At 58.1% G+C, this 25,493-nt stretch carries 30 protein-coding genes and 1 pseudogene; 23 read left to right on the plus strand and 8 right to left on the minus strand.

The features are described 5' to 3' along the window. Nucleotides 1–250 precede the first annotated feature (250 nt). Nucleotides 251–448: a hypothetical protein gene (locus NHF48_RS23945; RefSeq protein ID WP_263817186.1), complete on the plus strand. Its 198-nt coding sequence runs from the start codon at nucleotides 251–253 to the stop codon at nucleotides 446–448. Then, entirely contained in the window at nucleotides 445–867 is a 423-nt protein-coding gene (locus tag NHF48_RS23950; protein ID WP_263817187.1) for a transcriptional regulator KorA, read from the plus strand. The genes NHF48_RS23945 and NHF48_RS23950 overlap by 4 nt, the downstream gene beginning before the upstream one ends. On the opposite strand, the pseudogene NHF48_RS23955 reads toward NHF48_RS23950, so the two are convergent. The 3 genes and pseudogenes from NHF48_RS23955 to NHF48_RS23965 all read right to left on the minus strand — a co-directional run bounded on the left by NHF48_RS23955 (nucleotide 825) and on the right by NHF48_RS23965 (nucleotide 2,449). Further along, nucleotides 825–1,449: pseudogene (locus NHF48_RS23955) on the minus strand (recombinase family protein). The gene NHF48_RS23950 and the pseudogene NHF48_RS23955 sit on opposite strands and share 43 nt — an antisense overlap. Nucleotides 1,450–1,599: 150 nt before the next feature. Further along, nucleotides 1,600–2,178: a recombinase family protein gene (locus NHF48_RS23960; RefSeq protein ID WP_066721943.1), complete on the minus strand. Its 579-nt coding sequence runs from the start codon at nucleotides 2,176–2,178 to the stop codon at nucleotides 1,600–1,602. 40 nt (nucleotides 2,179–2,218) lie between these two features. Then, on the minus strand, nucleotides 2,219–2,449 hold the full coding sequence (locus tag NHF48_RS23965) for a hypothetical protein (protein WP_253072848.1): 231 nt from the start codon (nucleotides 2,447–2,449) through the stop codon (nucleotides 2,219–2,221). 46 nt (nucleotides 2,450–2,495) lie between these two features. On the opposite strand from NHF48_RS23965, the gene NHF48_RS23970 reads away from it, so the two are divergent. The 3 genes from NHF48_RS23970 (at nucleotide 2,496) to NHF48_RS23980 (ending at nucleotide 5,746) form a co-directional block, all read left to right on the plus strand. Then, nucleotides 2,496–2,780, plus strand: a complete 285-nt coding sequence (locus tag NHF48_RS23970) for a hypothetical protein (RefSeq protein ID WP_253072849.1) — start codon at nucleotides 2,496–2,498, stop codon at nucleotides 2,778–2,780. Between the two features lie 1,716 nt (nucleotides 2,781–4,496). Further along, nucleotides 4,497–4,868: a hypothetical protein gene (locus NHF48_RS23975; RefSeq protein ID WP_253072850.1), complete on the plus strand. Its 372-nt coding sequence runs from the start codon at nucleotides 4,497–4,499 to the stop codon at nucleotides 4,866–4,868. Nucleotides 4,869–5,254: 386 nt separating this feature from the next. Continuing rightward, entirely contained in the window at nucleotides 5,255–5,746 is a 492-nt protein-coding gene (locus NHF48_RS23980; RefSeq protein ID WP_253072851.1) for a hypothetical protein, read from the plus strand. A gap of 771 nt (nucleotides 5,747–6,517) precedes the next feature. Here NHF48_RS23980 and NHF48_RS23985 read toward each other — a convergent pair. Together NHF48_RS23985 and NHF48_RS23990 are read right to left on the minus strand one after the other, a co-directional pair. Then, nucleotides 6,518–7,087: an NUDIX domain-containing protein gene (locus tag NHF48_RS23985; protein ID WP_253072852.1), complete on the minus strand. Its 570-nt coding sequence runs from the start codon at nucleotides 7,085–7,087 to the stop codon at nucleotides 6,518–6,520. Between the two features lie 107 nt (nucleotides 7,088–7,194). Further along, nucleotides 7,195–7,890, minus strand: a complete 696-nt coding sequence (locus NHF48_RS23990; RefSeq protein ID WP_253072853.1) for an aspartate/glutamate racemase family protein — start codon at nucleotides 7,888–7,890, stop codon at nucleotides 7,195–7,197. Between the two features lie 212 nt (nucleotides 7,891–8,102). On the opposite strand from NHF48_RS23990, the gene NHF48_RS23995 reads away from it, so the two are divergent. The 4 genes from NHF48_RS23995 to NHF48_RS24010 all read left to right on the plus strand — a co-directional run bounded on the left by NHF48_RS23995 (nucleotide 8,103) and on the right by NHF48_RS24010 (nucleotide 13,312). Next, a complete protein-coding gene (locus NHF48_RS23995) occupies nucleotides 8,103–9,512 on the plus strand; it encodes a hypothetical protein (RefSeq protein ID WP_253072854.1) in 1,410 nt (469 codons plus the stop codon). A 492-nt stretch (nucleotides 9,513–10,004) separates the two neighbouring features. Next, a complete protein-coding gene (locus tag NHF48_RS24000) occupies nucleotides 10,005–10,619 on the plus strand; it encodes a hypothetical protein (RefSeq protein WP_253072855.1) in 615 nt (204 codons plus the stop codon). A 667-nt stretch (nucleotides 10,620–11,286) separates the two neighbouring features. After that, entirely contained in the window at nucleotides 11,287–11,625 is a 339-nt protein-coding gene (locus tag NHF48_RS24005; protein ID WP_263817191.1) for a hypothetical protein, read from the plus strand. Between the two features lie 181 nt (nucleotides 11,626–11,806). Next, a complete protein-coding gene (locus NHF48_RS24010) occupies nucleotides 11,807–13,312 on the plus strand; it encodes a hypothetical protein (protein ID WP_253072857.1) in 1,506 nt (501 codons plus the stop codon). A 212-nt stretch (nucleotides 13,313–13,524) separates the two neighbouring features. Here the strand turns inward: NHF48_RS24010 and NHF48_RS24015 are convergent, their stop codons facing one another. Further along, a complete protein-coding gene (locus tag NHF48_RS24015) occupies nucleotides 13,525–13,944 on the minus strand; it encodes a hypothetical protein (protein ID WP_253072858.1) in 420 nt (139 codons plus the stop codon). A 586-nt stretch (nucleotides 13,945–14,530) separates the two neighbouring features. Between NHF48_RS24015 and NHF48_RS24020 the strand changes: the two genes are divergently transcribed. The 14 genes from NHF48_RS24020 (at nucleotide 14,531) to NHF48_RS24070 (ending at nucleotide 23,348) form a co-directional block, all read left to right on the plus strand. Beyond that, nucleotides 14,531–14,752 carry a hypothetical protein gene (locus tag NHF48_RS24020; RefSeq protein WP_151990636.1) on the plus strand — a complete coding sequence of 74 codons (222 nt, stop codon included), beginning with the start codon at nucleotides 14,531–14,533 and terminating at the stop codon, nucleotides 14,750–14,752. A 690-nt stretch (nucleotides 14,753–15,442) separates the two neighbouring features. Then, nucleotides 15,443–15,637, plus strand: a complete 195-nt coding sequence (locus NHF48_RS24025; RefSeq protein ID WP_253072859.1) for a hypothetical protein — start codon at nucleotides 15,443–15,445, stop codon at nucleotides 15,635–15,637. 230 nt (nucleotides 15,638–15,867) lie between these two features. Then, nucleotides 15,868–16,566, plus strand: a complete 699-nt coding sequence (locus NHF48_RS24030; protein ID WP_263817197.1) for a ParA family protein — start codon at nucleotides 15,868–15,870, stop codon at nucleotides 16,564–16,566. 60 nt (nucleotides 16,567–16,626) lie between these two features. Then, the gene (locus NHF48_RS24035) at nucleotides 16,627–17,574 is read left to right on the plus strand and encodes a ParB/RepB/Spo0J family partition protein (protein WP_253072861.1); all 948 of its coding nucleotides are present in this window, start codon (nucleotides 16,627–16,629) and stop codon (nucleotides 17,572–17,574) included. A gap of 25 nt (nucleotides 17,575–17,599) precedes the next feature. Continuing rightward, entirely contained in the window at nucleotides 17,600–17,776 is a 177-nt protein-coding gene (locus tag NHF48_RS24040; protein WP_253072862.1) for a hypothetical protein, read from the plus strand. Between the two features lie 376 nt (nucleotides 17,777–18,152). Further along, entirely contained in the window at nucleotides 18,153–18,587 is a 435-nt protein-coding gene (locus NHF48_RS24045) for a hypothetical protein (RefSeq protein ID WP_253072864.1), read from the plus strand. Further along, entirely contained in the window at nucleotides 18,559–18,714 is a 156-nt protein-coding gene (locus NHF48_RS26420; protein ID WP_446741250.1) for a DUF3991 domain-containing protein, read from the plus strand. The genes NHF48_RS24045 and NHF48_RS26420 overlap by 29 nt, the downstream gene beginning before the upstream one ends. Next, nucleotides 18,650–19,051 (plus strand): toprim domain-containing protein, encoded by a 402-nt coding sequence (locus NHF48_RS26425; RefSeq protein ID WP_446741251.1) that lies wholly within the window; start codon nucleotides 18,650–18,652, stop codon nucleotides 19,049–19,051. The genes NHF48_RS26420 and NHF48_RS26425 overlap by 65 nt, the downstream gene beginning before the upstream one ends. Nucleotides 19,052–19,387: 336 nt before the next feature. Beyond that, nucleotides 19,388–20,047, plus strand: coding sequence for a plasmid mobilization protein (locus NHF48_RS24050; protein WP_253072865.1), 660 nt, complete (start codon nucleotides 19,388–19,390; stop codon nucleotides 20,045–20,047). A 508-nt stretch (nucleotides 20,048–20,555) separates the two neighbouring features. Further along, the gene (locus NHF48_RS24055; RefSeq protein WP_253072866.1) at nucleotides 20,556–20,987 is read left to right on the plus strand and encodes a LexA family protein; all 432 of its coding nucleotides are present in this window, start codon (nucleotides 20,556–20,558) and stop codon (nucleotides 20,985–20,987) included. Between the two features lie 79 nt (nucleotides 20,988–21,066). Continuing rightward, nucleotides 21,067–21,894: a Y-family DNA polymerase gene (locus NHF48_RS24060; protein WP_446741252.1), complete on the plus strand. Its 828-nt coding sequence runs from the start codon at nucleotides 21,067–21,069 to the stop codon at nucleotides 21,892–21,894. A gap of 80 nt (nucleotides 21,895–21,974) precedes the next feature. Continuing rightward, nucleotides 21,975–22,256, plus strand: coding sequence for a DUF4113 domain-containing protein (locus NHF48_RS26430; RefSeq protein ID WP_446741253.1), 282 nt, complete (start codon nucleotides 21,975–21,977; stop codon nucleotides 22,254–22,256). Between the two features lie 312 nt (nucleotides 22,257–22,568). Further along, entirely contained in the window at nucleotides 22,569–22,703 is a 135-nt protein-coding gene (locus tag NHF48_RS24065; RefSeq protein WP_263817199.1) for a hypothetical protein, read from the plus strand. Between the two features lie 9 nt (nucleotides 22,704–22,712). Further along, nucleotides 22,713–23,348 carry an SOS response-associated peptidase family protein gene (locus NHF48_RS24070; RefSeq protein WP_253072867.1) on the plus strand — a complete coding sequence of 212 codons (636 nt, stop codon included), beginning with the start codon at nucleotides 22,713–22,715 and terminating at the stop codon, nucleotides 23,346–23,348. Nucleotides 23,349–23,412: 64 nt separating this feature from the next. Here NHF48_RS24070 and NHF48_RS24075 read toward each other — a convergent pair whose 3' ends face one another. Further along, nucleotides 23,413–24,357 carry a relaxase/mobilization nuclease domain-containing protein gene (locus NHF48_RS24075; RefSeq protein WP_253072868.1) on the minus strand — a complete coding sequence of 315 codons (945 nt, stop codon included), beginning with the start codon at nucleotides 24,355–24,357 and terminating at the stop codon, nucleotides 23,413–23,415. 164 nt (nucleotides 24,358–24,521) lie between these two features. Beyond that, a complete protein-coding gene (locus tag NHF48_RS24080; RefSeq protein WP_253072869.1) occupies nucleotides 24,522–25,457 on the minus strand; it encodes an LPD7 domain-containing protein in 936 nt (311 codons plus the stop codon). Nucleotides 25,458–25,493 lie beyond the last annotated feature (36 nt).

The raw sequence follows: 25,493 nt of genomic DNA on the forward strand, positions 1-25,493 counted from the left end.
GCAATCACTGATCCGGCAGCAGGCCGCAACTATGACCGGGGAGGCTTGAGGGTGGCGGGGATCGGGCACAACCGGCCACCGGAGCCGATTACGGCCCCTTCCCCCCCTCTTGCCCGCTGGCGCAGCCTGTTGCCGCTGTACGCACTGGAAAGCGCCCTGTGACAGCGACGTGCGGGACTTCGATTATTGGAAGGCTACGGGCAAAGGGCGGCGCGTGAAGCAACCCACCGGGGCCTGTGACCGGGTCCGCATGAACGAGCGCAGCGCCCCCGCATTTTCGGCCACGTCGGCTAATAGCCAGTGTTTCAACTATCAGGCCCCGCCGATCGCGCCTTGCGCGCCGACCGGGCGCGGGTTCGTCACGATCTACGAAGCCGGGCGGATCGTCTGGCAAGGGACCGAGGGCGAGGAACCGGCCGAGTTCCGGCAGGAGGAATTACAGCTATGATCGGGACCGCTACTAGATCGCAAACACAAAGCCCTGTAGTGTTTACCTCTATTGACGCCCGGTTGATGGAGCATGAGGGACCGAACATGGACGGCGAGCAGAAGATGACAGCGGCCGAGTTCGACGCCTTGTTACCGCGTCTAGGCCGGTTGACCGTCGATACCGTCACGATCGCGCGTAGCGTGCTGGTGGACGGTCAACGACCGTTTGAGGCAGCTACACAGTTCGGGACCAGCCGCCAGCGCGTCAATTCGATCCTAAAGCGCGTTGAGCAGGCCGTTCGTGAGATTCCCGCGAATTGGAAGCGCGTTGACGTTTGGCTTCCGCCTGAATTGGCGGCGCAGGTTGAGGAATGGGCGCAACGCGCCCGCGCAGATCACGCCGGGACGGATAGCGGCAGTTCTGGCGCTTCCGCCTGATCGCGTTTGCGCCCGCCAAGCGTGCTCGCGGGGAAATAGTTGTAAAGGGTCGCACTGGCGACCTTGAGGCGTCGCGCGACTTCCGCGATCGGCACGGGCGGTTCGGCATCGAGCAGCGCCCGCGCAATCGCTAGATCCTTTTCACCCAGCTTGCGCGGCCGACCGCCCTTCCTCCCTCTGGCCCGAGCAGCATCGAGGCCCGCGCGTGTTCGATCGCGGATCACGTCGCGCTCAAACTCGGCAAGCGCGCCGAACAGATTAAACATGAGCCGACCGTTCGCGGTCGTCGTGTCGATCGCTTCGGTCAGCGATCGAGATCCCGATGCCGCGCGCTTCCAGCGCCCGCACTGTTTCGATTAGCTGGGATAGCGATCGGGCGAGCCGATCGAGCTTCCAGATCACCAGCGTATCGCCTTCGCGCATGTAATCGAGCGCGGCAGTCAGCACCGGACGACCGGCACGCGCTCCCGACGCGGTTTCTTCAAACAGCTTCGCGACACCGGCCGCGTTTAAGGCGTCAATCTGGAGGGCCGACGTTTGATCGGCCGTCGAGACGCGCGCATATCCTACGAGTTGACCCATACGGCTAGAACCCTCGTAAACCCGTCGCGTGCCGCACCTTTCTAACGAAAGGTTTGCGGTACGTTTAATGAAGGGTTTTACGCCACCCCCGAGCCGAAACCAAGGTGTAGATATCAGCGCTAATTGGCACGGTTCTGTCAGGGGTAAATGTCACCCTACATCCGCTTCGTCTGCCCTCTCACTCGCAGGAAAATGACGGTAAAAGGTCGAGAGGCCGACTTGTAACACCTTCGCGACCTTGGCGGGCTTGTCTCCCGCCGCCAGGAGTTTGCGTGCCGTATCTACCTTGTCCGGCGTCAGCGCCGATTTCCGGCCACTACCGATACCACCCTTCTTCCGAGCCGCAGCCAAACCGGCGATCGTCCGCTCCTTTATCAACTCGCGCTCCATTTCGGCTACGGAGGCGAGAATATGGAACAGTAGCCGTCCCGAGGCCGTGGACGTGTCGAAACCGTCTGTGAGTGATCGAAAGTCGATTTTCCGTGCCGACAGGTCCGCAGCCAGCGTAATAAGGCCCTGGATCGAGCGGCCGAGGCGGTCGAGTTTCCAGACTACGATGCAATCGCCGGCACGCGCGAAGCGCAGGGCTTCCATCAGCCCCGGCCGATCGGCTTTCGCGCCACTCGCCTTATCGGTGAACAGCTTTTCGCACCCGGCTTTGTTCAGGGCGTCGGTTTGCAGCGCCAAGTCCTGATCGGCCGTTGAAACGCGCGCATAGCCAATCAGCATCTTTCCCGTTTTCCCATCGAAATTGGCAATTTCGAGAATCTTAAATCGGGAACAGATTTTGGGAAAGCGAAACCCACAGGCGTCCGTCAGCGCGATCGAGGCGGCGAGATTCCCGCCAGACGTTCGTTTTTGGGAAAGGGCGGGTTGAACCGAGGTCCATCGGTTTTAAGCCGATATTCAACAAAACTTGGCAGTGCATGAGTTGAATTGAGGTCGCCATGCTATTTAGATTTTTGTCTTCCTGTACCGTTATCGCCTTGGTGTCATGCAACTCGGCGCCCTCCAGTCAGCCCAACGCCGAGAATGCCGCTCATTGCGTGGCAGCGTTCAACTACGCAGGGTATTGGTATGCTCAAGGCAACAGAGATGAGCGCGGCATAATCGAGATGAAAGCCCGCTCTCTTTTTGAGATGGACAACCTGACCAAGTCTGGTCGGATTGAAATGGCAAAGCTCGAATCTTTCGAGCTTACCAAACGATACGTCAAAGACGGGAAGGCGATGACTCGCCTTTTAGCTGACTGTATGACTAAGCAGAATGGTAGCGCTGATTTTGTGGCGGAGAGGGATCGGCTTTGGGAGCGCGCTTCTCCACCAGTTTAACGCGGTTGCTTAAAACGGAAAGGGACAAAACCAGCTACGGTGAGTTACCTTTCATAAAGCCAACTACAGGCGTAGGATGGCTGTCGTCGTATACCGGGAGCAGTCATGATCGCCGCTATCCTGCTACAATCCGCGTCGGCATCTACACTGCCAAGTGATGCCTGGGTCAGAGTATCGGCTACAGTTGGAAGTTCTCAAAGCGGCACGACCATCGACTTTATTAAAGACCCGTTAGACACCGAGAATCACGAATACACGCTACGTCTTATTATTAAAAATGTCGATGGCTCGACCAATACACGTTGGGCTACAAGCCGTACTTGCAGCGCAGTGCGGAGGCTCGTTGACAATCTAAGCTCAGTTCCATTTCCTACCATCACATCGCCTAGTGACGCGACGGAACTAGTAATCGATGGCGTCGCCTACTCAGTGGTATTTTCTGCACGCTATGGGTCACAGTTTAGCGGGCCGCTTGAATTGCACTCTAACATCGGTACACCACTCGAAGCTTGGGTTAACAACGCCATTGCCACTGCTAAACCGTGCTGGTCGGGCTATCGTGCTCTGAATATGCCGCGATAAGCAGATAGCGAAGATCCCAAATTATCGACTCCAAAAGCCGTCGCGGTGTTGGCTACAAGGCGCGGTCATTCCCATTTCTCGATCCCTCGCGAAAAGGCTGGGTCGGACAGGAGCGCCCAATGTCGGACGCTTGGGTCACAAATAGGGGCTTCCGAAAGCAGCCATTCGTTCAAGACGATCTTTACCATCCCAGTCATTCCTGATGAAAAAATCAAAAGTATTGCATAAACAATAGGGCAAGGCAGTCGGTCGGCTTCCGCCCAAGCTCGGTCGTAGGACGTCGAGCGCGCGCGTTTGGGACTGAATACACGCTGCCTTTCGCTGTGTGCATGACGTGCCTCGTTAGTGTTGATCTGCCAAACGATCAAATATGTCGCTAGGGTAGTTTACCGCACTGTACTGAGCGATCTCAACTTTTGTCACGGTATCTTGGGCGTGCGTTATCCTCACGCCAACAACGCCCAAAAAACCAATTTTTTTCTCGCAAATATACCGGTGACTAACGTTATCTGCCGCAGGGCAAGAAAAGCCTTTTCCACTCAGAGTTTTGTTGAGTTCGTCTAGGCTCAGGCCGGGTTTAACATGTTCGTGAACCCATAGAATGTTTTGCATTATTCCAGACATTCGTTCCCGGTCAGACTCATAGAGTCGATACTGAACCGCGATAGCTACGAACGATACCGCTGCCAAAACGAACCCTAACCACTTCACGCCCAATTCCTTCCGCCTGAACGAAACAGTGATAGCGCGAAAAAGCTAACTCCAGCCCCCTTTGTTGGTGAACGTTTGAGACGGTTGGCAACGCGGCGGCTAACCAGCTTCGCACGTCAAACGCCGCCATTCCACTTTCCTTCCCAACCCGGACATTCCCGAAATTCGATCCCAATCGAGAACGTCTCCACCTTCTCGATTGCCGTTCCTTTTCGAGAACGTCATGTTAGCCGCAAACCTCAATTGTACGCCATTCGTGACTGGTGAGATTGTCTCGATAGCGCAGATTTCTGGGAGGCTCTTTGGCGGGAATCGTATGGCCCGCCTAGCGCCGCTCAATGATGTAATGTCGATTGCCGATAGCTGGGATCAGGAGACAACGTTATCTTGCTGCGTTGAATCCCTCCCCCAAGGAGACGAAAAATGAAGCGGCGTTGGATGATCTCACCTGTGCTGTTGGTAATGACCGCCTGCGGTCAGTCAGGCAGCGAATATGTCGGCAAATGGGAACGAGGCAAAACAAGCCACGAGAATGGCTTCTCCGGCGCTCAAGTTAATGTCGTCAAGGATACCATGACGATCGAACGTAACGGCGATGGTTTCCTTTTAAATAATACTCGGGTCCTCACGCAAGGCGGCGGAAAGCCATTCATCTATCCCGACAATAAGCAGCCAGCGATTTACAAAGACGGTCAGCTACAAGTCGCCGGGGGGCTTGCGGCTTACGTCATAGACAAAGCATCCGGGCATCTTGTCGCACCGGACGGCGGGGGAGAGTTTACAAGGACTAAGTAAGAGAGGGCCTAGCCACGTCCCACACTCCGTTCCCGATCAACAATCGATTCCGAGAATGCCCTCACCGTCTCACTAGCGGTTTTTATGCGGGAAAGCCGGGTCGATCGTCGTTCTCGTAAGAAAGATCGCCACGCCGGACTATGACGGACGGCAGGCTGCGAAAGCTAGTTGCGAGGTCGAGCAAGGGCCGACGATCATCTGTTACGATCCGTTAAGCTTGACTGTATACAGGGTTGAGAAGGTTATGACTGCCGAACTCACGGGGAAGCTTTATGCTAAGCGCTGTCAACGCACGAAACTCGTTTCAGCTTACTAGCGTAAGTAACAAGGTGAACTCGGACAGGTCATTTGGAAATGCGCTGTCGAGCGCGATTGCATCTTCGAACTTGGGCACTGGCGATACTGCTCAGATATCTGCCACGGCGAAAGCGCAAGCGACTAGGCCCGCTTCACCGCAGTTTAATAACAGCTATTTTGAGCGACTGAATGCGATGCCTCGTGCTGATATGGCGGTACTAGTCGGTAAAGACGCCGACGCGCTGAGTGCGTCGCAGGGCCTTCCGAGTGGCCAATACGACTTCACATCTCTTACCACAGGGCAGGCTTGGCTAGTAACCTATAACCTAAAAAATAATCTTGGCGCGCCTCTCGACGCTATAGTAGCCTTTGATACCAATATTCCTACAAACTGTGACGATGCAACTGTCTATAACATGGTCGAGCCGATCAAGAGTTCTGCTCAATATGAAAAGGAAGCTGGCAATGCGGGGACAGCGGATTGGCTAAGGGCGGCACTTACTATGATGGCCACGTTTTCTGCCGATAAGGCGTTAGATGGGCCATACGGACTTTATAACCCAGTCAGCCAATCCAAATAGATCTTACCTAGTTATATTCGGAGTAAGGTCGGGAAGACTCTGCTATCATATTCAAAGCGCAGGTATCGTTCGAGATTACTAAACCATTCCCGAAATTGGATCCTTTTCGGAAAGGACGGATCGATAGCAAACGGCCGATGCCAGACCCGCCGCTAACTTGCGGGCGGTGTCGGGTCCCGTGCATCTTCAAAGGCTTGGATTAAATGGGCGAGCGTGGCGGCGCTGCTGATTGGAAAAGGGTAGTTGAGGAAGGTCCTCTTCAAAGAACGACCAGGAGCTGCGCGCCATTCGACTACAGGCACGGTTCCGCCCCCTCGCGTGATCATGCGATCAAGCTTATGAACCTGTTTCCATGGGAAAAAGCGGTCCCTTAGTCCCGCTCGTATTTGAAAACCGTCCGGTCTGAAACTCAGAACGGGCGGACGCCATGCCTTGAGTAGCAATGACAAAACGAAAATTAGTAAGCCGAGCAGGATCGTGCCGAGAGTGCCGTAAAACGACCAGTCCGACGTTTTTCGACTGAATAACGCTAGGAGGAAGAGCACTGACACAAGGCCGAATGAAGCCGACAAAGCGATGTATGGCCAACGTGGTGCCACCACATTTTGGGGAAGGTCGCGGTTCATAGTGCTTCAACTACGGCAAAGCGCTTAAAGTAAGGTCAAGGACGCGCACCTGGGCCTCAATACTATCCTTAGGTTTCTGCCGCCTGCGACACGGCGCTGCTTCCCAAAATTCGATCCATTGTGGGAATAGCCGAGGTATAAAGTTTTATGACCCCGCCTTGCTATCAGGATCGATCAAACGTCCTTGTAATATCCTAAGCTGTGCCAGCCATATGCAGCCTCTATTTCGGATATCAGGTACTTTATTTTTCACAATTAATTGGTCGATTTCGGACAAACTGAACGGCTTGACGCTTATAAATTCTTCATCCGAATCACACTCAACACGGGCGGTGCAGGTTGATAGATCCGTGGCGATAAAATAGTAGTTATTGCCTGTCATATGAACACTATTCACATGCGTACTGATTAACTCCAGATGGCCGGCTTCTAAGCCGGCTTCCTCTCGTAGTTCCCTAGCCGCTGCTTCATGGGGCGTCTCGCCAAGGTTGATAGCGCCGCTAGGCACTTCAAATGTCGTGCCGAGCAAATGGCGGCGCTGCTCGACTAACACGATCTTGCCATCCGTCGTGACTGGCACGACCAACACGCCCTCGCTAGTTTCCTCGACCACCTCTCGTTCGACAATCACCGTGCCAATTTCTACACGGTCCAAGCGGACATTTATAAAGCGGCCTTGGTAGACGGTGGTGCTGTCTTTTAGCTCATGCGTCATGGGCATCCTCCTAACGGCAAGCGGATTCGAGCAATGACGCCATCTAATGCGGTTTGCCTAGCCAGCGCTGCCTTTCCCGTTTTGCGATCCTTTTGAGAAGCGCGCGGTTAGCCTGCCAGAGCCATATCGATCGCCGCTGCCGCATGGAGGGCGGTTGTGTCGAAGATCGGTACCTGACTATCTTCCGGCCGAACCAGCAGCATGATTTCGGTGCATCCTAAGATCACCGCCTCCGCTCCGCTCTCAACGAGGCGGGCAATGACCGCGCGGTGAGCATCACGCGACGCCGGCAAGATCTTACCAGCGACCAACTCCTCATAGATGATACGATGAACGGTAGCGCGGTCGTCGTCGTCCGGGACGACGACGTTAAGGCCGTGCTGATCGGTGAGCCTTCCCTTGTAGAAGGCGTGTTCCATCGTGAACGCAGTGCCCAGCAGTCCGACCTTCTTGAGGCCGGCCGCCTTGATGCGTTCGGCCGTGGGATCAGCGATATGAAGCAGGGGAATACCTACAGCCGCCTGAACGTCGGCGGCCATCCGGTGCATGGTGTTGGTGCAGATCAGCAGCACGTCCGCACCACCGGCTTCGAGGCGTCGTGCCGCATCGACCATCTGCGTCGTCAGACCCTGCCAATCGCCCTTGTGCTGCAAATCCTCGATTTCCGCGAAATTGAACGACCACAGAAGGCAGCGGGCGGATGCTGTCGGGCCAAGCCGGTCTCGCACGCCCTCATTGATAATGCGGTAGTATTCGGCAGAACTTTCCCAGCTCATGCCTCCGATCAGGCCAATCGTCTTCATGCCCTAGCACCCCCGCTTTCGTGTACCGTCTAATCACCACATATGAGTTTCGAGAACCCCGTCACGTTCTCTTTTTTTCGATCGATTCCGAGAACGCCTGCGCTGTCTCGCCTGCCGTCCTAATCGGGAATGGGACTCGATGACCTATTTTCCAATTCGTTCAGGCACCTATGGTAGAGACACGATCAACACCTAGCGCTGCCGGAGCAAAAATGATCTCGACACGCCGCGAAACTATTGTGGGGCTGGGTACTCTGCTCGCTTTGGGCACACGTGCCGAAGCGGCTCCGTCCGTTACCGCGAGTTTTGAGGGAAGGCAGATTTCAGCGGGTGAGAACCGCCCCGGTGTGCCAATGGGCAGCACGAATGACGCGCTGCTGGCCTTCTATCACCTGCGCCTCCCGCCGGACCAGATTGCGGGCAAACTGAAACTGCCGAGCGCGGAGGTTGAACGGCGAACCAATGCGCTGGTGCAAGAAGGTTTGGCCCGACGACTGCCTAATGGGCAGGCTCGTCCAACTGCCCTTGTCGTGACTAGGGCCGAACAGCCGCGTTTCCTATACGCCCAACACAGCGTCGTACGCGCCGCTGCCGACGCTATCGGTACCATCCTTCCCGTCGTGCGCCGTCGTTATGCGACGCTCCCCGGCTTCGCCCACGTACCTTTCGCCGATGCATCGCTTCTCGTGCTGAGCGACGGGTTGCTCGATAACTGGCAGATCAACCGGGTTGAGGAGGGATACATTAAGGTGTTGCGGCCCCAACGTGGAGGAGGGCGCTACTACTATGCCGTTTTCGAGACGCGTCCTGGCGATCCGGTCGAGTCATTCGGCATCTACGGCAACCATGGGCAGGGTGTTGGTGATACGACACTCTCTCTTTACGGAAATCAACGCTACAGCGGACCTACCAATCTGGTCACGCTTGAGCCCGGTGACCTCACTAGCCGGTTCGGCTTTCCACCCGGCACCGGTGTGCAAGCGGCACAGGAAGAATTGGTCGGTGACCTCTTGCAGCGCTGGCGTGACCCTTCCGCTCCGGTGAACAAAGCGAGGGCTGCTGGACTTCGCTCCCTCGGACTCCTCGCGGCGAACGGGCGAACGGCCATACCCGTGCTGGGGCCTGCCGATGATGCTGGGCTGGATGCGATGGCCGCTGCATTTGCACCATCGCTCCTTGCTATCCTTGAAAAGCACCGGTCGGCGCTGGAAGCGCAGTATCGCAACTCGCCCTATGCTGCCGAGGGGGTGAGCTTTCCCGAATATTTCATCTGGTGGTATCACGTGTTCTACACGGACGTAACGAACGAACTCGCGCTCCGGAGGATGATCGTCATGCCGCGCAATGGGACACTGACCTACTTGGTCACGAGCCGACCGGCGCGGTGTCGCAACCTAACGGTTACGATAGCCGGTATCGACATTATTCCTTCCCATTTCAGCGTTCGGGACGGGTTTCGGGAAGGCTCATGCTTTCCCGATTTACCATCCTTACGAGAAAGGCTGGTCGAGAGTAGCTATCTCCTTGCGACCGGCGCGAGCAGGTATCCCGAGTTGTGGAATTCAAAAGTGCGGCTTCTTCTTGCCCCGGCGCAACGTCTTAGCCGCTACCCAGATGAATAGGATCATAGCGAAAAGAGCTATGCCACCCATTGCCACGATCTGGACCCAGAAGATGGTCGGAGAGCCGCCTACCGTCGCCCCATGCGCTCCTTCTCCTGAATTCAGCGCCCTTGTGATCCAGGCGATGCTGCCGACCAAGATCGTCAAGGCAACAAGGTTCATCGTCAGTCGTGGATGACGCGAGAAAAATCCATCTTGGGTGGCAGGCCGATCGTTCATACGTCGATCGTACATACTGTTAGTAAACGATCAGCTACCCAAACAGCCCTGACAAACAGCGACGGCGGAGGGAACGCAATTCCCACTTCTCGATCGATTGCGAGAACGCCGGTGGCTTCCCGCTGACGGTTCCTTTGCGAGAAACAAGATTGCCTGCTTAAGCCCGCTAGCGAAGATAATTTGGGTCGTGACATCAGGACCCCGCCAAAACATGCTGAAAGCGTATATTAACTTCACGTCGCTAACTCACGTCCGGGTAAAATTGGGCGTCCTATGCATCTCGATTATAGCGACATTACCGATCGGATTTCCGAGGCTCCACGGTGGTGGCTTGATGGCGTCCCACGCTATTGTGAATTCTCGCCGGATCAAGTTTCTATTTACGCAAAAGAGGCAGCTTTGCTTCTAATCGAAGGGCAGAACCCCGAAGGCCGGTTCGAGGTCGGTGTTTCTTCACCTTCATTTACATTTCGTACCAGTTTACGTGCTTCGCTCGTCGCGTATGGCGAACTTTATATTGGCGATCCGCCAAATTACAAAGGCCGGGCTACGCCGCATATGAGCACGGGAACAGTTAGCGTTATACAATATTGGAGAATGGACGATCGTTTCGGGTGGAAGCGGGACAGCACTTTTGAAGTCCGCATGCTGGATGATGATTCAGACACGCCCCTTCTACCAAACTACGTGGCCCTAGCGAGGAATCAGGCGGGGCCGGCGTGGGAGACAGCTATTACAGCACGAGATGCGCTGACGCTTCGTAGTATGTTAGCCAGCGTGGGTTGTCCTCTTTGTGATGAAGCAGCACAGCTGCTGATTATGAAATCCCTAACGGCTCAACTCGACCGAGAGCTGGGGCGTATCTGGTCCGAAATTGTGGTAAAATAACGAGAACCACACGACCTGCACACGGAGGTCAACAGTTCTCGTTTCACCGAACGAGACGGGTTTCGGGAAAGCCTGCGCTTTCCCGTTTCATGATCGATTCCGAGAACGCCTGCGCCGGCTCGCTGGCCGTTCCCTTTTGGGAATGGTGAGTTGGGCACGAAGTTGTCCAGCCGAGACTTAACCCGGAAATAATCTGCCGGTTCTATCGGCATTGAACATGATCGATCGCCAAACGAGAGCAAGCGCGTCAGCGGTCCTCAGCGGATCCTTGGTTTTGGCCGTTGTCCTTCTGGGGGAAGGAGGACCGTTCACTTCCGAATGGATATTTCCCGGATTGCTCATGCTATTCAACGGTTGGGCTGTGACCTTCAACTTGCTGACCTTCGCTATCGGCCGCAGCGAGGAGGCGTTTACGGTCAACCATATGAACGATGGTGACGAGCCCGACCGTCCAATGTCACCTCGGCTAACAACCGCAGTAATGGCCGTTTTTGGATCAACGGCGCGGTTTTGCTAGCAACCGTCACCGGCTGAAACGCAACTTTGCGGTTTTAGTATAAGCAGATCAATCCTCGAATTTTATCACCTCCGAGTGGTGAGTTTCATAATATATTATTTACCGATACTTCATAATACTTGAAAATGCTCAAAATATCATAGAGGCAATATGCGCTTATTTTTTATCTTGGCCTCCATTCTAGCCTCTTCTTGTAGTTCTACTGGCTATTCGTCTGCCGATCGCCAAGTAAGTGACTGCTTTGCTATGTCGATCGTCTACAAAAATATGGCAGAATTCACGAATGCGCCATCGGAACAAAAAAGATCTATGGAAGTCTTAAACCGCCACTACACCAGCGTCTTTCAAAATACCGTTGCAAGACTTAGCGAAAAAGATGGAGACGTGAACGGCTACAGCGCAATGACGAAAAAGACTATGAGGCAGGTTGCGGACGCACCTTTGGAATGGAAGGACCGGTTCATTAACTGCGCACCGCAGCGGACATAATCCTTAACGCAGCCCCTTCTCGATGGCCGCTTTGCTTACACCTATCGTAAAAGCAGTCCATCCGCATTTGTCTCCAACCCGGTGATTCCCGAAATTCGATCGAGATTTGGGAAAGCCGGACCGATAAAAACGCACAAATGCAGGCATTGACGGCACACTCGGCAATCGACAGCTTAGAGCTATGAAGTACCGTTTTGCACCCGAGACATTCCTGATCCTGCTCAGTGCCTGCGTATTGGCCCCAGCGCTGGCAATTAGCGTCGATTCCCAGCCTGTACCGGATCAACAGACTAAGCCACTTCCGCTTTCTAAAAACGAACTTATATCGACTGCCGCTGAAGTTATGCGCGCCTCAAAGCAGATTTCCCAGGTCTGGCCCGGTTACTGGCCTGAAGACCAAGCGTTCATCATCAACGTCGGAGGCATGGGAGCGCTTCTGATCTCTCCAGGTCCGAAGCCTGCATCATTCAAGCCTCTCTCAGCCAGCGAGCTGCCGCCCGAGATCAAGGGGAAAGCCTTCTTTCACGATGGGGGACTCAGCGATGCGCAGAGGCCTTTCGTCCCTGGTTATCCGATTGGGGAGGGGAAGACCGCGATGCTTGTGAATGCGCAAGGTCGAGATGCGGCAAAGACAATGGCGCTTATGTTACACGAGCAATTCCACGTTTATCAACAAACGGCGTTCAAGGGACGTGAGAAGCAGTTCGTCGACCCCTTAGCCGTGAAAGACAGAGTTGCATTCGCCGCTACCGCCAACGTGGAGCGGGGTATTCTTGTGGAAGCCTTGAACACAAAATCTGTTGGTAAAAGACGAGACTTGATTGATCAATATTTTTCAGTGCGTCGGGAGCGAGAGCGCACGGTAAACCCTGATGTAGTAAAGGTCGAACAAGGTTTTGAACGATTGGAGGGAACGGCTAGGTACGCAGAAGATGTAAGCTTTGTTGCCATCAGCGGCGGCGATCAATTAGCTATAAAGCGAGCATTGGTGAGTCAGCTCAAGGAAAAGCTGGCAACTAAGGGTGCCTATACCTCTACTTGGTTTCAAAGCCGCAATTATAGTACGGGAGCGGCTCTCACTTACTTGATAAGCTATTATAACGCGAGAGACTGGCGGACTAAAATCGAGGGCGGCGCCAAGCTCGACGCGTTGCTAGAGTCTCTCAACGGGCCCGTTCCCGCACGGCGAGCGGCGAAGCTGGCTAAGGCGGCGCGGCTGCACTTCGGCTATGAAGCCATGCGCCGCGACCTCGAACCGACCATCCGTTTGGCCGAAAAATCCGAGCTCAAGAGTGTGCCGGAGTTTCTTGCTCTTGACGCCTATCAGGTTGTTTTTGAGCCCGGCGCTGAAGGAGCTGGCGCGGACTCGGGCTTTAGCGCGAGGAACATGGCCGATCTCGGACCTACCACAACGGCATTGCCGCAGGCGATGGTCTTCAACGTGGCCGGTTCTTCGTTTTCGCTTACCGCTCGGGATCGGCCCGTGCTCATTGAGTTCCGGCGTTTTACGGTACTTCTTCCCAGCATGCCTCAGATCGACGGAATCGGCGCCTTATCGCCGGGCGAACATCATTTAAAAAAGCTACGCGTGTTTACTACCGGCTACGAGTTGAAGGTAGACGCGCCGGTGACGGTTAAGGTCGAACCTCACCGCTTGGTCGTCCGCTTAGGCAGCGCGAACTCCTAAGCTTGAGCGCTGAATGCACCGTCCCAGCCGCATGTGATGAAAGCGCCGCACTGGTAAGAACAATCCGCTTCTAACGACCTTTCCCATTTCTCGATCGATTCCGAGAATCCCGCACCGCTCCGCAACGTGCCATTTATCGCTGACAGACCGTGCCAATTAGCGCTGATATCTACAACCAAGGCGTCGAATTGAAGCCTCATTAAACGACCGTTTTATGAAGCTGGAACCGTTGAACCAGAGCTTTGCCCGAGTGTCGCCTTTGGTCGCGACACCGGCACCCAGCGACATTGCATTGCGGAATAGGTGTCGTGGCCTGTAGCCGGGGCATCGCCAGGGCGGGCCGCTGATGTATCGTCGTACATCATCCGACGTTCTTGCATCCGACAGGCCGCGTCGAAGTCTTCCGCCGTGCCAATCGCAGCCGCGAAGGTAACAATTAGAAAGACTGTGCCGACAACAGCGAGCGGCGTTGCAACGATCCAGCGTAGGCGTTGATCTAAGGTAGGTCGCACGTCGAGTTGATAGAATGCGAACGCTGCCGAGGCGATCAAGAAACCTCCCCATGCTAGGCCGGATCGGTTCGCATGAGGGAAAAGGGGTTGAAGGCAGAAGGCGAGAATGATTCCCGCCATCGCTAGCCCTCCGGTACGGGCCTTGAACGTGTCCGCGTTTGCAACTTCACTCATATTTGTACCTCCGTGGACGAAAATGCGGCATGATCCAGAAGTTACAAGAGCAAAACAACAAGATGCATTTTGTATTTTGCTATTAATTGTAAGTCGTCGCGCAAACGGTTTGCCTTACGCAACAAACGTACATTCTGAACATTGTCCAATTATACTTTAGTTTCTATCCGCAAATTGTTGGTTTTGAGTAGGGCTGGCGCATCCCTACGGGACCGTGGCCCCTAGTCGCTTCGCTCCCCAAGCCCCTGCGGGTCTTGGCCCTTCGGGTTTGGACCCACTTGCGGGTGCCGGCGTCGCTGGCAGATCGGCGTTGCCGATCGGGCTGCGGCACGGTCGGGGGTGTAATCTTCTCTCTATGTGATGTGGTAGTTTGGCATGGGTGCGCGCCGGGCCTCAAGGATGCACGGCACCTCCAATTTGCTTCGCAAATCGGTTCCTCCGTGCCCCGCTTCGCGGCCGCTTCGCGGTCCTTGACCCCCGACGCCGGAGCCCATGCCGTTTGGTCACTTCACAAAACGAGAAGGAGAACCAGATGCATATCAAATTGTTCAGAGCGTTGAAGGCGGCTAATGTGTCAGACGACGCAGCAGCCGAGGTTGTGGAAGCTATTGAGGAGTATATCGCGGTGAAGGTGCAGGAAGCGAATAAGGGCCTAGAAAGCAAACTCACGGCGCAGACGTGGGTAATCGGCTCTGTCGGTTTCGTCCTCGCGATTATCGGACTAGCGCCGGGCTTCATCAAACTGTTCCAGTAAGTCCCGAGGGGGAGGCTTCGGCCTATCCCTTTTTTTGTGTCGCTCGATCGGCAGCATTGCCGGTCGCTTCTACGAAGCAAGGCAGACCGGCCAGACCGGGCGCGATCTATCAAAGGTTGGCCCTCGCCATGCTCCCCATGCTCCGCCTGGTCTTCGACTAGGCGTGCGCGTGGGTCCGCGTGGCTCCGGTCCCGGCTTCGCCGCTTTTGACAGATCGCACCCGGCCCGGCTGATCGGTTGGCGTCGGGACGAAGGGCGTCTTTTACGCCCCCTCGCCCTTCGGTCGATGGGTTCTCCTTCGCCTGCGGCGCGCGTCGAACAAAGGGCGGTGCAGGCAGAAGGGGGGTAAATGTCACCGGCCGAGGCTTGCACAGTGCAAGCCCAGCTAGGAGGCGATCGTTACCGGCAGGGGGGGTCTAATTCACACTGGGGGGGGTCCTGATTCACACCGGCAAAGGGGGGTAAATGTCACCGCCCGAGAGTAAATAAAAACGCCGCTAAGTGTTTACGGCTATTGACGCAAACACCGTGCGCGCGTAGTGTTTCTAAGTCGGTTCGATCGAGCCGCCCGGCACCCCGCGACGGCAATCGCGACAGTCCCGGTTCAGTCCATGCAGGGGATACAATCATGTTTGACGCAACCCAGCCCGAAACCCCCCTCTCCGTCGTTTTTTCTTCGACAAGGCCGAAGTGCTGCGCGACTACGAAGCGTTCACCGTCGAGCCTACGACTGTTCGGACGCAGAGCGGCGAGCAATTTCCCGCATGGTCGATCGTCGCAAAGCATCGCTTCACCAGCAATCGCGGCCCCGTCGCACAGTTCGACGTTCAGCTTTACGCCGAGGTGTTCTGCGAAATGGCGGCGATCGTCGCGACCCACGTCTAACCGGGATCGGGGGGGCGGCATCGCCTCCCCGGCCTCGAATGAATTGCAGGGACCGGCTTGCACAGTGCAAGACAATCGCGATCAGCCGGGCAATCCGTCCGTAAATAACAGCCGCGAAAGTGTTGACAGGTGTTGACGATCCCAAGCTATTCCCTTAGTCTTTCTTTGTCGGCACCAACGATCCGGCCCGGTTCAGATGCGACGGCAAACGCCAACGATCCGGCCCGTCCATGCAGGGACACCACACGATGAAAACCCTAGTTGTAATGAACGAAAAGGGCGGGGTTGGGAAAACCAACATCGTCGCACATGCCGGATGGTATTTTTCCGAACGGCTTCGCACGCTTGTTATCGACCTCGACCAGCAGGCCAATTTGACCACAACCCTTGGCGCGAATCTCGCGACGGTTGAGAGCGTCGAATTGTTCGCAGAGGTGACGCAGGTTCCCAGCGTAGGCGCGTTGACTGTGACGCGATCGACCCGCGACCTATTGGGCGTTGAGGGTGCCGACCGCAGTTGCATCGAGACGTTCCGCGACAGTCTGGCGAGCATGGCCGACGACTACGACGTTTGCGTAATCGACACACCCCCGGCCCTCACCAATCGGACCTTTGGCGCGCTCCTATCGGCCGACGCGATCTTGGCACCAATCGGGATCAACGATTATTCCATTCAGGGCGTGGCCGAGTTGCTACGGGCCATTAAGGGCGTGTCGGCACACTACGAGCGTCCCCGAGCCGCTTTTTCTTGGCCTTCTCCCGTCGATCTACGACCGCAAGAGCAAGCGCGAGCGCGAGCTATTCGAGAGCCTTGCCGAGCAGGCGGGAAAGCTACTGTTCCCCGGCATGGTCGCCAAGCGCGACGCCTACGCGAAGGCCGCAAGCGAGAGCGAACCCGTGTGGAGCATGAAGGGCAGCGCAGCCCGTGACGCAGGAAACGAAATCCGCGGTGTGTTCGATCACGTCGCGCAGCAGATGGAGTTGGGCGCATGAACAAGCCAGTTACGAAGCCCACGAAGGCTAAAGCGCAGATCAGTGCCGGGGCGTTCGGCGCGCTTCGCGCAGCCAGCGGTGACGACACCAGCGGCGAGGCAATCCGCATCCTTCTGTCCAACATTGACGAAGACCCGAACCAGCCCCGCAAGCACTTCGACGCCGACGAATTGCAGAGCCTTGCCGACACCATCAAGGAACATGGCGTCGTGCAGGCAATCGTGGTGCGTCCGCCGGTTAATGGCCGCTACACGCTTGTTGCTGGCGCCCGGCGCTGGCGTGCATCCAAACTGGCAGGCGTGGCAGATATTCCCGCTATCATCCGCAAGATCGAGAACGACGACTTCGCCGCCCAGGTCATCGAGAACCAACAGCGATCGAACCTTACCAATTCCGAGTTGGCAGATGCGGTTGAGCGGTTCGCGGGTGAAGGCCGCACGACGAAGCAGATCGGCGCGATTTGCAACTTGAAGGATTATCAGGTTGCCGCGTTCCGTAAGGCTGGCGAGTTTCCGTCCGAGTTACGCGCACGCCTCGACACGTCCGACATGCGCGGCCTGTATGATCTTTATCGGCAGTGGGTGAAGACGCCCGACGCGGTTATCGCCGCCCTCCCCGACGTGTCCGAGCCTTTGACGGTAACGGACGTGCGCCGGATCGTCGGGACCATCACGGGCAAGGTTGAGGGTTTCGCCGCCTATCAGGGCAAGGGCGCAGCGCCAGCAGCCGAACCACAGACGCCAGCCCCGGCCCCGATCGCAACCGAGACGGATACCAACCCCGCACCGGCCAATCCCCCGGCCCCGGCCACGGAGGACGAGGGGCAAACGTCGTTCCTCTCTCCGCCCCCCGGAAAAGGCCAAGGACAGCGAACCGCCCTTGCACAGTGCAAGCCCTGCCCCCGCGCCCGCGTCGTCGTCAGCAGCAGCCCCAGCTACGCCTAAGCCGGTTGCCGAGCAGCAGAAGCCAGTGACCCCCGCGCCGGTTGCGGTTGCCCCGGTGTTCATCGTCAGTGTTGCAGATGGCACCGAGGGGCGGTTGATCGTGGACAAGAAAGCCGAGACGCCCGGTTGGGCTTTGGTCGCTTTCGCAATCCAGACCGAGGAAGTGGACCCGGCCGAAATTACGTTCGTTCGGATCGAGTAGAGGACATGGGGCAGGCTATGGCACGAAAAGGATCTAGCCCGCCCCCGGCCCGCCCCGCTTCGGCGCGGCGGGTTCTTTTGCTTTGTGCTGGCGATCGTCGTCGGGGTGCCGATCTGGCTTGTGATGGTCGCAGCTACCGCGCTCTTTGCGATCATCCGACCTATTGCCGCCCCAGCATCCGGCCTTGTGATGGCGGGTAGCGCAATCGCCATTGCCTACTGTGCCGCAAAAGGGTGGTGGCCCGAGGCCGGGCAAAGCGCGATCATAGCCGTAGTGTCGGGTGCTGTGTTCTTCGCGACGACAGCGCTTGCAGATCGGCTTGGGCTGGAATCACACCCCAGCTTCCCCGCGCCCCCGTGGTGGTGGTGGATTTGATATGCGCGACCCGGAACTGGACGAGCTACGCGCCAAGGTGGATTGCCGCACGGTCCTAGAGCGCGACGGCTGGAAACTGGACGCGCCCGAAAGCACGACACACGCCGTCAAGTTTCGGAACGGCCCGGCGCAGATCATTATCGTTACCCATGAGGGACGCGGGTGGTTCGACCCGATCAACGACCAGCGCGGCGACGTGTTGGCACTCGCCCAGCGTTTGACGGGCGGTAACTTCGGCCATGCCCGCCGCGCGCTTCGCCCGCTGGCAGGGATCGCGCCGACACTCACCCCCCACCTTTCGCGATCGGTCCCAGGTGGCACCGCTAGACGCCGGAAAAACGTGGAGCCGCGCGCAAGCATTGCAGCCGGGTTCGCAGGCATGGCGGTATCTATCTGGCGAACGTGGTTTGCCCGCAGCTACGATCGCACGCGCTAATGATGCCGGGCTATTGCGGGAGGGTATCTATGGGACCGCTTGGTTTCTGCATCGCTTTGCCGATGACGCCCCGGCCGGATGGGAAATGCGCGGCCCGAAATACAAAGGGTTCGCGAAGGGGGGGTGACAAAGCCTTGTTCTGGATCGGCCAGATACGAGCAGCGCGACGGGTAGCGGTGACAGAAAGCGCGATTGACGCCTTGAGCCTCGCGACGATCGAGCAATGGCCCGAGGGCACCGCATACGTTTCGACAGGTGGCGGATTTGGACCCCCGACCGCCGAGACGTTCAGCCGTTTGCTTCCGTCGTCTTGCCGGTTGGTAGCTGCAACGGATCGAGGCCAAGGCGGCGACATACTGGCAGAGCGTTTGCGGGAAATGGCGGCGGGATCATGCGCCGGGTTCGGTCGGGTCAGATCGAGCGCCAAAGATTGGAACGACGAGCTACGAGGTCGGATCGAGTAGCGGAGGCTTGCACAGTGCAAGCCGTGTCATTTTGTGCAGACGACGCCCTCCCCTGTTTTGCCCCTTCCTACGGCCCTCTATGGGTGAGAGCGGTGCGGGGCAAAACGGGGGATGACGACGCGCACCAACAGGGGGAAAAGTACGCGCCGTCGAAATGCGAACGGGCAACGCGGCTAGACGATCCTTGCACAGTGCAAGGCCGAGAGGGTGTCGACGGAAAAGCCCATTGCCTCCCTCTTGCCCAATCCAACCCTAGAACCAGAAGAAGAAGATAGTAGGTATTGGGACTAGGGCAGGATATGTTGGGTGGTAGCAAGTTAGTAACTAAGGCGGGCCGTGGCAAAGCGTGAGGACCAGACAACCGTATCGACGCACATCGACAAGGCGCTTGCCGAACGGTTCGCAGCTATGGCGCGGCAGTCGGATGGCGGTACGTCGGCTGCGCTACGTCGGATTATTACCGAGGCGGTCGAAGGAAAGCCGCCGGTAGCGCCGCGTGGGGCAGGGGCAGGGTTGCAGATCGGAGTACGGTTGAAGCCCGGCGAGCGTGTCGCATTGTCGCAAGCGGCGCGTGAGCGTGGCACTACTCCGGCGAACTGGCTGCGCTCGCTCGCGATCGTTCACCTTGCCCGCAAGCCGCAATGGAACCCGGCCGAGGTCGAGGCTCTACGCGACCTGTTCGGCGGGCTTCGGCAGATCGGAAACAACGTCAACCAGATCGCCAAGGCGTTGAACGTCGCCGTGCAGAGCGGGGTGTTCCCGCCTCACCAGCACATTGCGACGGTAGAAGCGGCCGAGATAGTGCGCGCTGAAATGCGCCGCGTGGTCGCGATCATGACGGGCAATTTTGACTATTGGGGCCTCCCCCTGGACGAGCGCCCGACCGCTTCACCGGGGGCGATCGAGGCCGAGGACGAGAGGGCGCGCGTCGCAGAGGTCAAACGCAGATCACGCCCGAGGAAACGACCTACCCGGTTCAAAGAGGATGAAGCCTGATGTTGCTCCTATGCCTAGCTATCGCCCTGCATGACGTTGACGGGCCAATACGGTGCCAGACAGGCGAGACGATCCGGCTGGCCGGGATCGGTGCAACCGAGTTGGACGGCTCGACACGGCCGGGACAACCCAGCGTGCCCGGCGACCCATTCGCCCAGCGCCGGGCGATGGCGGTTGCGATCGGGGGCGGCGTAGGAGCCGACAATCGGCGGTTAGAGGGCAGCTTGCGCTTCGCGCGGCCCGTTCAGTTATCGTGCGAGGTGACTGGCCGCAGCTATACCCGCCTCGTTGCGTGGTGCCGATTGCCTGATGGGCGGGATGCTAGTTGCGTGGCGATCGGTGCCGGTGTTGCGGCCCGATGGGCGCGGTTCGATCCGCAGCAGCGATTGGCGCGGTGCCGACGATAGCCTTGCACTGTGCAAGGACATTGCCCCTCGCCGGATTGCTAAGTTCGCGTTATGTTCTCCCGCTTAAACAGACGATTATGTTTGCGTAAGAAGGGAAGCCCATGTTGCCGATGTCACGGCCAATTCCGATCGCGGAGGTGCCCGAAGGGCTAAAACTCCGCATCGTGGCATCGGCGGGAGCGGGATTCCCGTCACCGGCACAAGATTACGAATGTGACGCGATAAGCCTTGTTGAGTTGCTACGACTCGACCGGGCAGCGTCGTTCGTTTTCCGCATATCGGGGTGGTCGATGTTCGACGCCGGTATCTACGATAAGGACGTGGTGGTGGTCGATCGAGACACCACGCCGAGCAACGGGCATGTCGTCATAGCGATTGTCGATGGCGGCTTTGTTTGCCGCCAGCTTGTCGTGCGGGACGGTGCGGCGCTGCTAGAGCCGCGCAACAGTCAGCAGACCTACCCGCCGACACCAGCCGACGACGTTGAGATATGGGGCGTCGTCCGCGCGTCCGTCCGCGACTTCCAGAGGTAGCGGCATGTCGTGGGCCATAGTCGATATCACGAATTTTTATGTTTCATCGGAGAGGGTCTTTGACCCTTCGCTTCGCGGCGTGCCGGTGATCGTCCTCAGCAATAACGACGGATGCGCGATCGCACGGAGCGAGGAAGCCAAGGCGCTGCACGTCAAAATGGGCGACCCCGTTTTCAAGATGCGCGATCGGATCGCGCGGCACGGCATCCAGCTTCGGAGCAGCAATTACGAACTCTATGCGGACATGAATAAGCGGTTCAACGCGGTCCTTGCCGAGCATACCGATACGATCGAGATCTACTCGATAGACGAGAGCTTTTTTCGCCTGCCCGTTCTGGCGAACGGCATGGGCGACGTGGCAAGCGCGCACCGTGTCCGTGCCGCTATCCTGCGTTCGGTAGGATTGCCAACCCGTGTGGGGCTTGGTCCTACCCGCACGCTTTCCAAGGTGGCGAACGCCCTCGCCAAAGCGACCGAAAAGGTATGGGGCGGCGTCGTGGACCTGCACGACCAGGCACTACGAACCCGGCTCTTTTCGCAATGGCCGGTCGGGGAGGTATGGGGCATCGGCAAGGCACTTGAGGCCCGGCTGCTACCGTTAGGCGTCCGTACTACGGCAGACCTTGCTGCTTTGCCGCCAGCCGTTGCGCGCGACGTGGGAACGGTAGTGCTGGAAAGGCTGGTGCGGGAGTTGAACGGAATCGAGTGTTCGGACTTCACCGTCGAACCCGAGGCGATGCAAGGCACAGCCGTAACGCGCCAGTTTGGCGAGCCTGTCACAAGTCTGGACGAGCTGCGCGAGGCAATGGCGCGACGCGCTGCGCGAGCGGCCGAGAAAATACGCGATAAGGGGATTGGTCGCGTCGCGGATCATCGCTTTTGCACATGGCAGCCGATACCGGCCTAATCCGCCGTCAGCATCGCGATCGGCTCGATTGTCACCGCCGAGCCATGACCCCCCGCGTCATTATCGGCATGGCGTCTCGCATGGTCGAATCCATGTTTCAGCCGGGCGGGGTTTATACAAAATGCGGCGTGCTGCTGGAGGATTTGCAGCCAGCCGGGGCAGGGCAGGCCGACTTGTTCGCCGCGCCCGATCCGAGGGCACCCGCCCTACTGGCGGCGATGGACGGCCTTAATGCGCGCTTCGGCCGCAACACGATCGCGGTAGCAGCGCAGGGCTATGGGCCGCGCAGCTTCGACACGAAGCGCAGTCAGAAATCGCCATCGTGGACGACCAACATTGCAGAAATCCCGATCGCGCGATGACGCCTAAGCCGCGCAGATCGCCGCCCGTCTTCGGTCGCGCATGAGTACCGCTCGATTTGAAACGACGATGGATTACGCCCGGCACCGCGCAGATATGCGTATCGTTTGCCAGTGCGGGCGGACGATCAACGTCCCATTTGCAAACGTGTTGAAGCTGTTTGGCGGTATGCCCCAAACGATGCCGGAAGCGGCTGCACGGCTAAAGTGCAAACGCTGTTTTCAGCGTGGGAAAGTGACCGTTACCCCTGTGCCAACAGTGCATAGGTAAGACGAGCCGTTGCCGATCGCGGGGGCGTCAGGCATCTTCACGACATGACAAAACCCGACCCATTCGAGCAATCGGCGCAGATCGTAGAAGCCTTTGCGGAGTCTGAAACCGACGAGCGCGTTTTAGACCTTCTAAACCGGATTGCCGAGGCGATCCGGGATCACGCAATCGACAGCTAGGACCGTCCTATGTGCAACCGCGCCCGCATGTCCGGGGAACCCGAAACCTATTGGGGATCGGCTGCGAAGCTGTTTCGGCCGCGCCCGCGTGACAATCATTTTCGGCCGAGCGAGCTTCGCCCGAAAAGCCGTAACTACGTCGTGCGCGAGGAAGCCGGGGAACGCGCATGGGACGTGATGACGTGGGACGTTACCGGCGGCAAAGCACCGTGGCCGATGACAAACGTCCGCAATCTCGCGCTGAAACAGTGGCGGGCGTTAGCCGAGAAGCCAGAAAATCGCTGCATTATCCCGTTGACCGAGTTTTGCGAGTTCACCCCAGAGGCGCACGACCTGGACGACGGTAAGAAGCCCCTCAAAGGCGAAATGTGGTTCGCGGTGCCTGATCTTCCGGTGTTCCCTGTGGCCGGGTTCTGGCAACATACGGAGGCTGGCGACAGCTTCGCGATGGTAACGTGCGATCCGAATCCGCTTGTCGCGCCGATCCACCCCAAGGCGATGATAACGATCATTGATCCGGCCGACGTGGATACGTGGTTGCGCGGTAGCTATGACGATGTGGTGAAGCTGCAACGGCCTTTTGATCCGGATCGAATGACGGTGCGCGGGCCAGTATTCCCCACGCGGAACAAGGGAACAGGCTAACCGCCTTCGTGCTTTCGAGTAGCTTTGACGCAGACCGGGCTTGCACAGTGCAAGCCCGTCGCGCCTAGCGGCCCTTGGGGCGCGTAGGAGCGTCGTTAGCGCGATCCGGTCTGTCTGGACGCGAAGGATCGGAAACCCGCTGTGCGGGCGTTGCTGTGCCAGCAGGCGGCATTGGCGAATCCCTGCCGGGGTGTTGCTCTAGCACCTTCCGCAATTCGACCGTCATTGCCTGCCGGCGCGTCAGCGCAACCGGCATGTCAGCAACGAACCGGCGAATGTCTTTTGCAAGCTGGCGATCGGGGCCGGGGCCTTTCTCTAGTTCGTCAGCATGGCCGAGGTAGGCGCGCTTGATCGAGTCTTGCCGGGCCTGAATATCCCGGCTCCAATCGTGCGGGGCAGGGGGCTTTGGTTTTGCCGCCTCGCGCTGCGCGTCTCGTTTTGCGATCGTCCGCACGCGCGGTTCTACGCCGCGTTTTTCGGCATGGTGTACCGCGATCGGGTTGGCCTTGCGGACGTGCCCGCGCGCCTGCCGTGGAGTCGCTTCGGCCTCTACGCCTTGTCGGCGGAGTTGGTGCGCGAAGCGTTCGCGGTATTGCTGTAGGTCCGCAGGACCGGGGGCGAGGCGTTTGCCGTCATAGCCGACAGCCCGCACCGTTACATGGACATGCGGATGGTCCGTGTCGTCGTGGCGGGCCATCAGGTAATCGTACTTACCGCCGAACGTCTCTTTCGCCCATGTTCGGGCCGCAGCCTCGACACGATCGGGAGGCGAGCCGGGCGGCATCGAAAGAATGACAGCGACGCTTTGCGTCGCGTTGGGTCCGCTCTTGCCGCGTGCGTCCGCAGCGTTCGCGAGCATCCAATCTTCATGCAGCGCTCGCAGCGCGGCGCGATCGGTGATGCGATCACCGTCCTGTGTCTCGCCCTGGAGGCGACCGTTGCGGGTGATATAATCCATATGGGCCTTGAGGTGCCCCGCGCTGCCGCGCGATCGGCCGGTGATCTTCACCATCACTTCCGGGGCCTTGCCGACGATCCGGCCCAGCCGGGCTTTACCCGACGAGGAAAGGGAGCGGGTTTTACCGCCCCCCTTTCAGCTTCACGTCTTTGCCGTGGACCGAGTTAGGCAAACGCCAAATGTGGTCGTCACTATCGGCCATCTGCTACCGTTCCTTAGCGCGACAGCTTGCGCGACGGTTCGGTAATGCCGGCATTGCGCGTCGGCTCTTGAGCCTTAGCCGGTTCGGCGCGTGCCGGTGCCGGTTCGGGTGCCGAGGCGGTACGCTTCTGTTCGGCCGAAAGCACAACGGGGCCTTCTGCCTTCTCCTTTTTCACCAGTTCGGTAGCGACAAAAGCCTTCATTTCAGCCTTCGCTTCGGTGTTGTGCTTGTTCATTTGCCGGTCGATTTTCTCACCCATCGCAGCGAGGACCAACCGGCCGTCAGGCGATAGTTCCTTGCGCGCTTCCACCAGCGTCTTGCGGTTGTCTGCGAGCGTCGGGGGAGCCTGATCGCCCTTGGTCGGCGCAGCCTTATCCGCGCCCTTCTCTTGCGCTTGAGCGGGCTTCTCGCCGGGCTTTTCAGGCGTGCCAGTACCAGCCCGAGCCGTTGCGTCTCTCATTGCCGGGTCGAGTGTCGATGCGGTCGGGTTGTTCGGCGTCACTGGCGCCGCTGGCGTCGCAGGCGTTGGAGGGAGCGGAGCGCGGACTTCGTTCGATAGGCCGCGTTCCTCGCGACGCCGATCCGCTTCCTGCCGGTCCGGATCACTAGGCCGGTAGCCGAGTGCTTCGATACCCCGCGTCTGCGCCTCGATCCATGCTTCCCGCTTAAACTCCGCGGTGCCCTTCACATCGACCGATTGCCAGCCTCGCGCGCTGGCAATGTCCATCATCGCCTTAACGGTATTGAGGTCTTCGCGCTTCGTGCTGATCGTAAATTCGGTGGCCTTCATCGCTAGGCCCTGTTGCTTGTAATCATCGAAATAGCGGCGCTCGCCGCCCTTATCGTCGATGAAATACGCCTTCGCGATGTTCTCCGGTTCGGTTGTGTAGGCGGCAGGCTTTTTTGCCGTTGCCGCGATCGACCACGGGTTGAAGGCGTGCAGCCGCATCATCGAGCGTCGCTTGACCGGGTTTCGCGTTAGGAG

This window comes from Sphingomonas sp. H160509 (genome assembly GCF_024124765.2).
Taxonomy (GTDB): Bacteria; Pseudomonadota; Alphaproteobacteria; order Sphingomonadales; family Sphingomonadaceae; genus Sphingomonas.

What these genes read in the sequence shown, in the direction of transcription:
- NHF48_RS23945 (WP_263817186.1), top strand. Translation starts at nt 251, where the DNA reads ATGAACGAGCGCAGCGCCCCCGCATTTTCGGCCACGTCGGCTAATAGC.
- NHF48_RS23950 (WP_263817187.1), top strand. Translation starts at nt 445, where the DNA reads ATGATCGGGACCGCTACTAGATCGCAAACACAAAGCCCTGTAGTGTTT.
- NHF48_RS23960 (WP_066721943.1), bottom strand. Translation starts at nt 2,178, where the DNA reads ATGCTGATTGGCTATGCGCGCGTTTCAACGGCCGATCAGGACTTGGCG.
- NHF48_RS23975 (WP_253072850.1), top strand. Translation starts at nt 4,497, where the DNA reads ATGAAGCGGCGTTGGATGATCTCACCTGTGCTGTTGGTAATGACCGCC.
- NHF48_RS23985 (WP_253072852.1), bottom strand. Translation starts at nt 7,087, where the DNA reads ATGACGCATGAGCTAAAAGACAGCACCACCGTCTACCAAGGCCGCTTT.
- NHF48_RS23990 (WP_253072853.1), bottom strand. Translation starts at nt 7,890, where the DNA reads ATGAAGACGATTGGCCTGATCGGAGGCATGAGCTGGGAAAGTTCTGCC.
- NHF48_RS23995 (WP_253072854.1), top strand. Translation starts at nt 8,103, where the DNA reads ATGATCTCGACACGCCGCGAAACTATTGTGGGGCTGGGTACTCTGCTC.
- NHF48_RS24000 (WP_253072855.1), top strand. Translation starts at nt 10,005, where the DNA reads ATGCATCTCGATTATAGCGACATTACCGATCGGATTTCCGAGGCTCCA.
- NHF48_RS24005 (WP_263817191.1), top strand. Translation starts at nt 11,287, where the DNA reads ATGCGCTTATTTTTTATCTTGGCCTCCATTCTAGCCTCTTCTTGTAGT.
- NHF48_RS24010 (WP_253072857.1), top strand. Translation starts at nt 11,807, where the DNA reads ATGAAGTACCGTTTTGCACCCGAGACATTCCTGATCCTGCTCAGTGCC.
- NHF48_RS24015 (WP_253072858.1), bottom strand. Translation starts at nt 13,944, where the DNA reads ATGGCGGGAATCATTCTCGCCTTCTGCCTTCAACCCCTTTTCCCTCAT.
- NHF48_RS24020 (WP_151990636.1), top strand. Translation starts at nt 14,531, where the DNA reads ATGCATATCAAATTGTTCAGAGCGTTGAAGGCGGCTAATGTGTCAGAC.
- NHF48_RS24030 (WP_263817197.1), top strand. Translation starts at nt 15,868, where the DNA reads ATGCAGGGACACCACACGATGAAAACCCTAGTTGTAATGAACGAAAAG.
- NHF48_RS24035 (WP_253072861.1), top strand. Translation starts at nt 16,627, where the DNA reads ATGAACAAGCCAGTTACGAAGCCCACGAAGGCTAAAGCGCAGATCAGT.
- NHF48_RS24045 (WP_253072864.1), top strand. Translation starts at nt 18,153, where the DNA reads ATGCGCGACCCGGAACTGGACGAGCTACGCGCCAAGGTGGATTGCCGC.
- NHF48_RS26425 (WP_446741251.1), top strand. Translation starts at nt 18,650, where the DNA reads ATGACGCCCCGGCCGGATGGGAAATGCGCGGCCCGAAATACAAAGGGT.
- NHF48_RS24055 (WP_253072866.1), top strand. Translation starts at nt 20,556, where the DNA reads ATGTTGCCGATGTCACGGCCAATTCCGATCGCGGAGGTGCCCGAAGGG.
- NHF48_RS26430 (WP_446741253.1), top strand. Translation starts at nt 21,975, where the DNA reads ATGGTCGAATCCATGTTTCAGCCGGGCGGGGTTTATACAAAATGCGGC.
- NHF48_RS24065 (WP_263817199.1), top strand. Translation starts at nt 22,569, where the DNA reads ATGACAAAACCCGACCCATTCGAGCAATCGGCGCAGATCGTAGAAGCC.
- NHF48_RS24070 (WP_253072867.1), top strand. Translation starts at nt 22,713, where the DNA reads ATGTGCAACCGCGCCCGCATGTCCGGGGAACCCGAAACCTATTGGGGA.
- NHF48_RS24080 (WP_253072869.1), bottom strand. Translation starts at nt 25,457, where the DNA reads ATGCGGCTGCACGCCTTCAACCCGTGGTCGATCGCGGCAACGGCAAAA.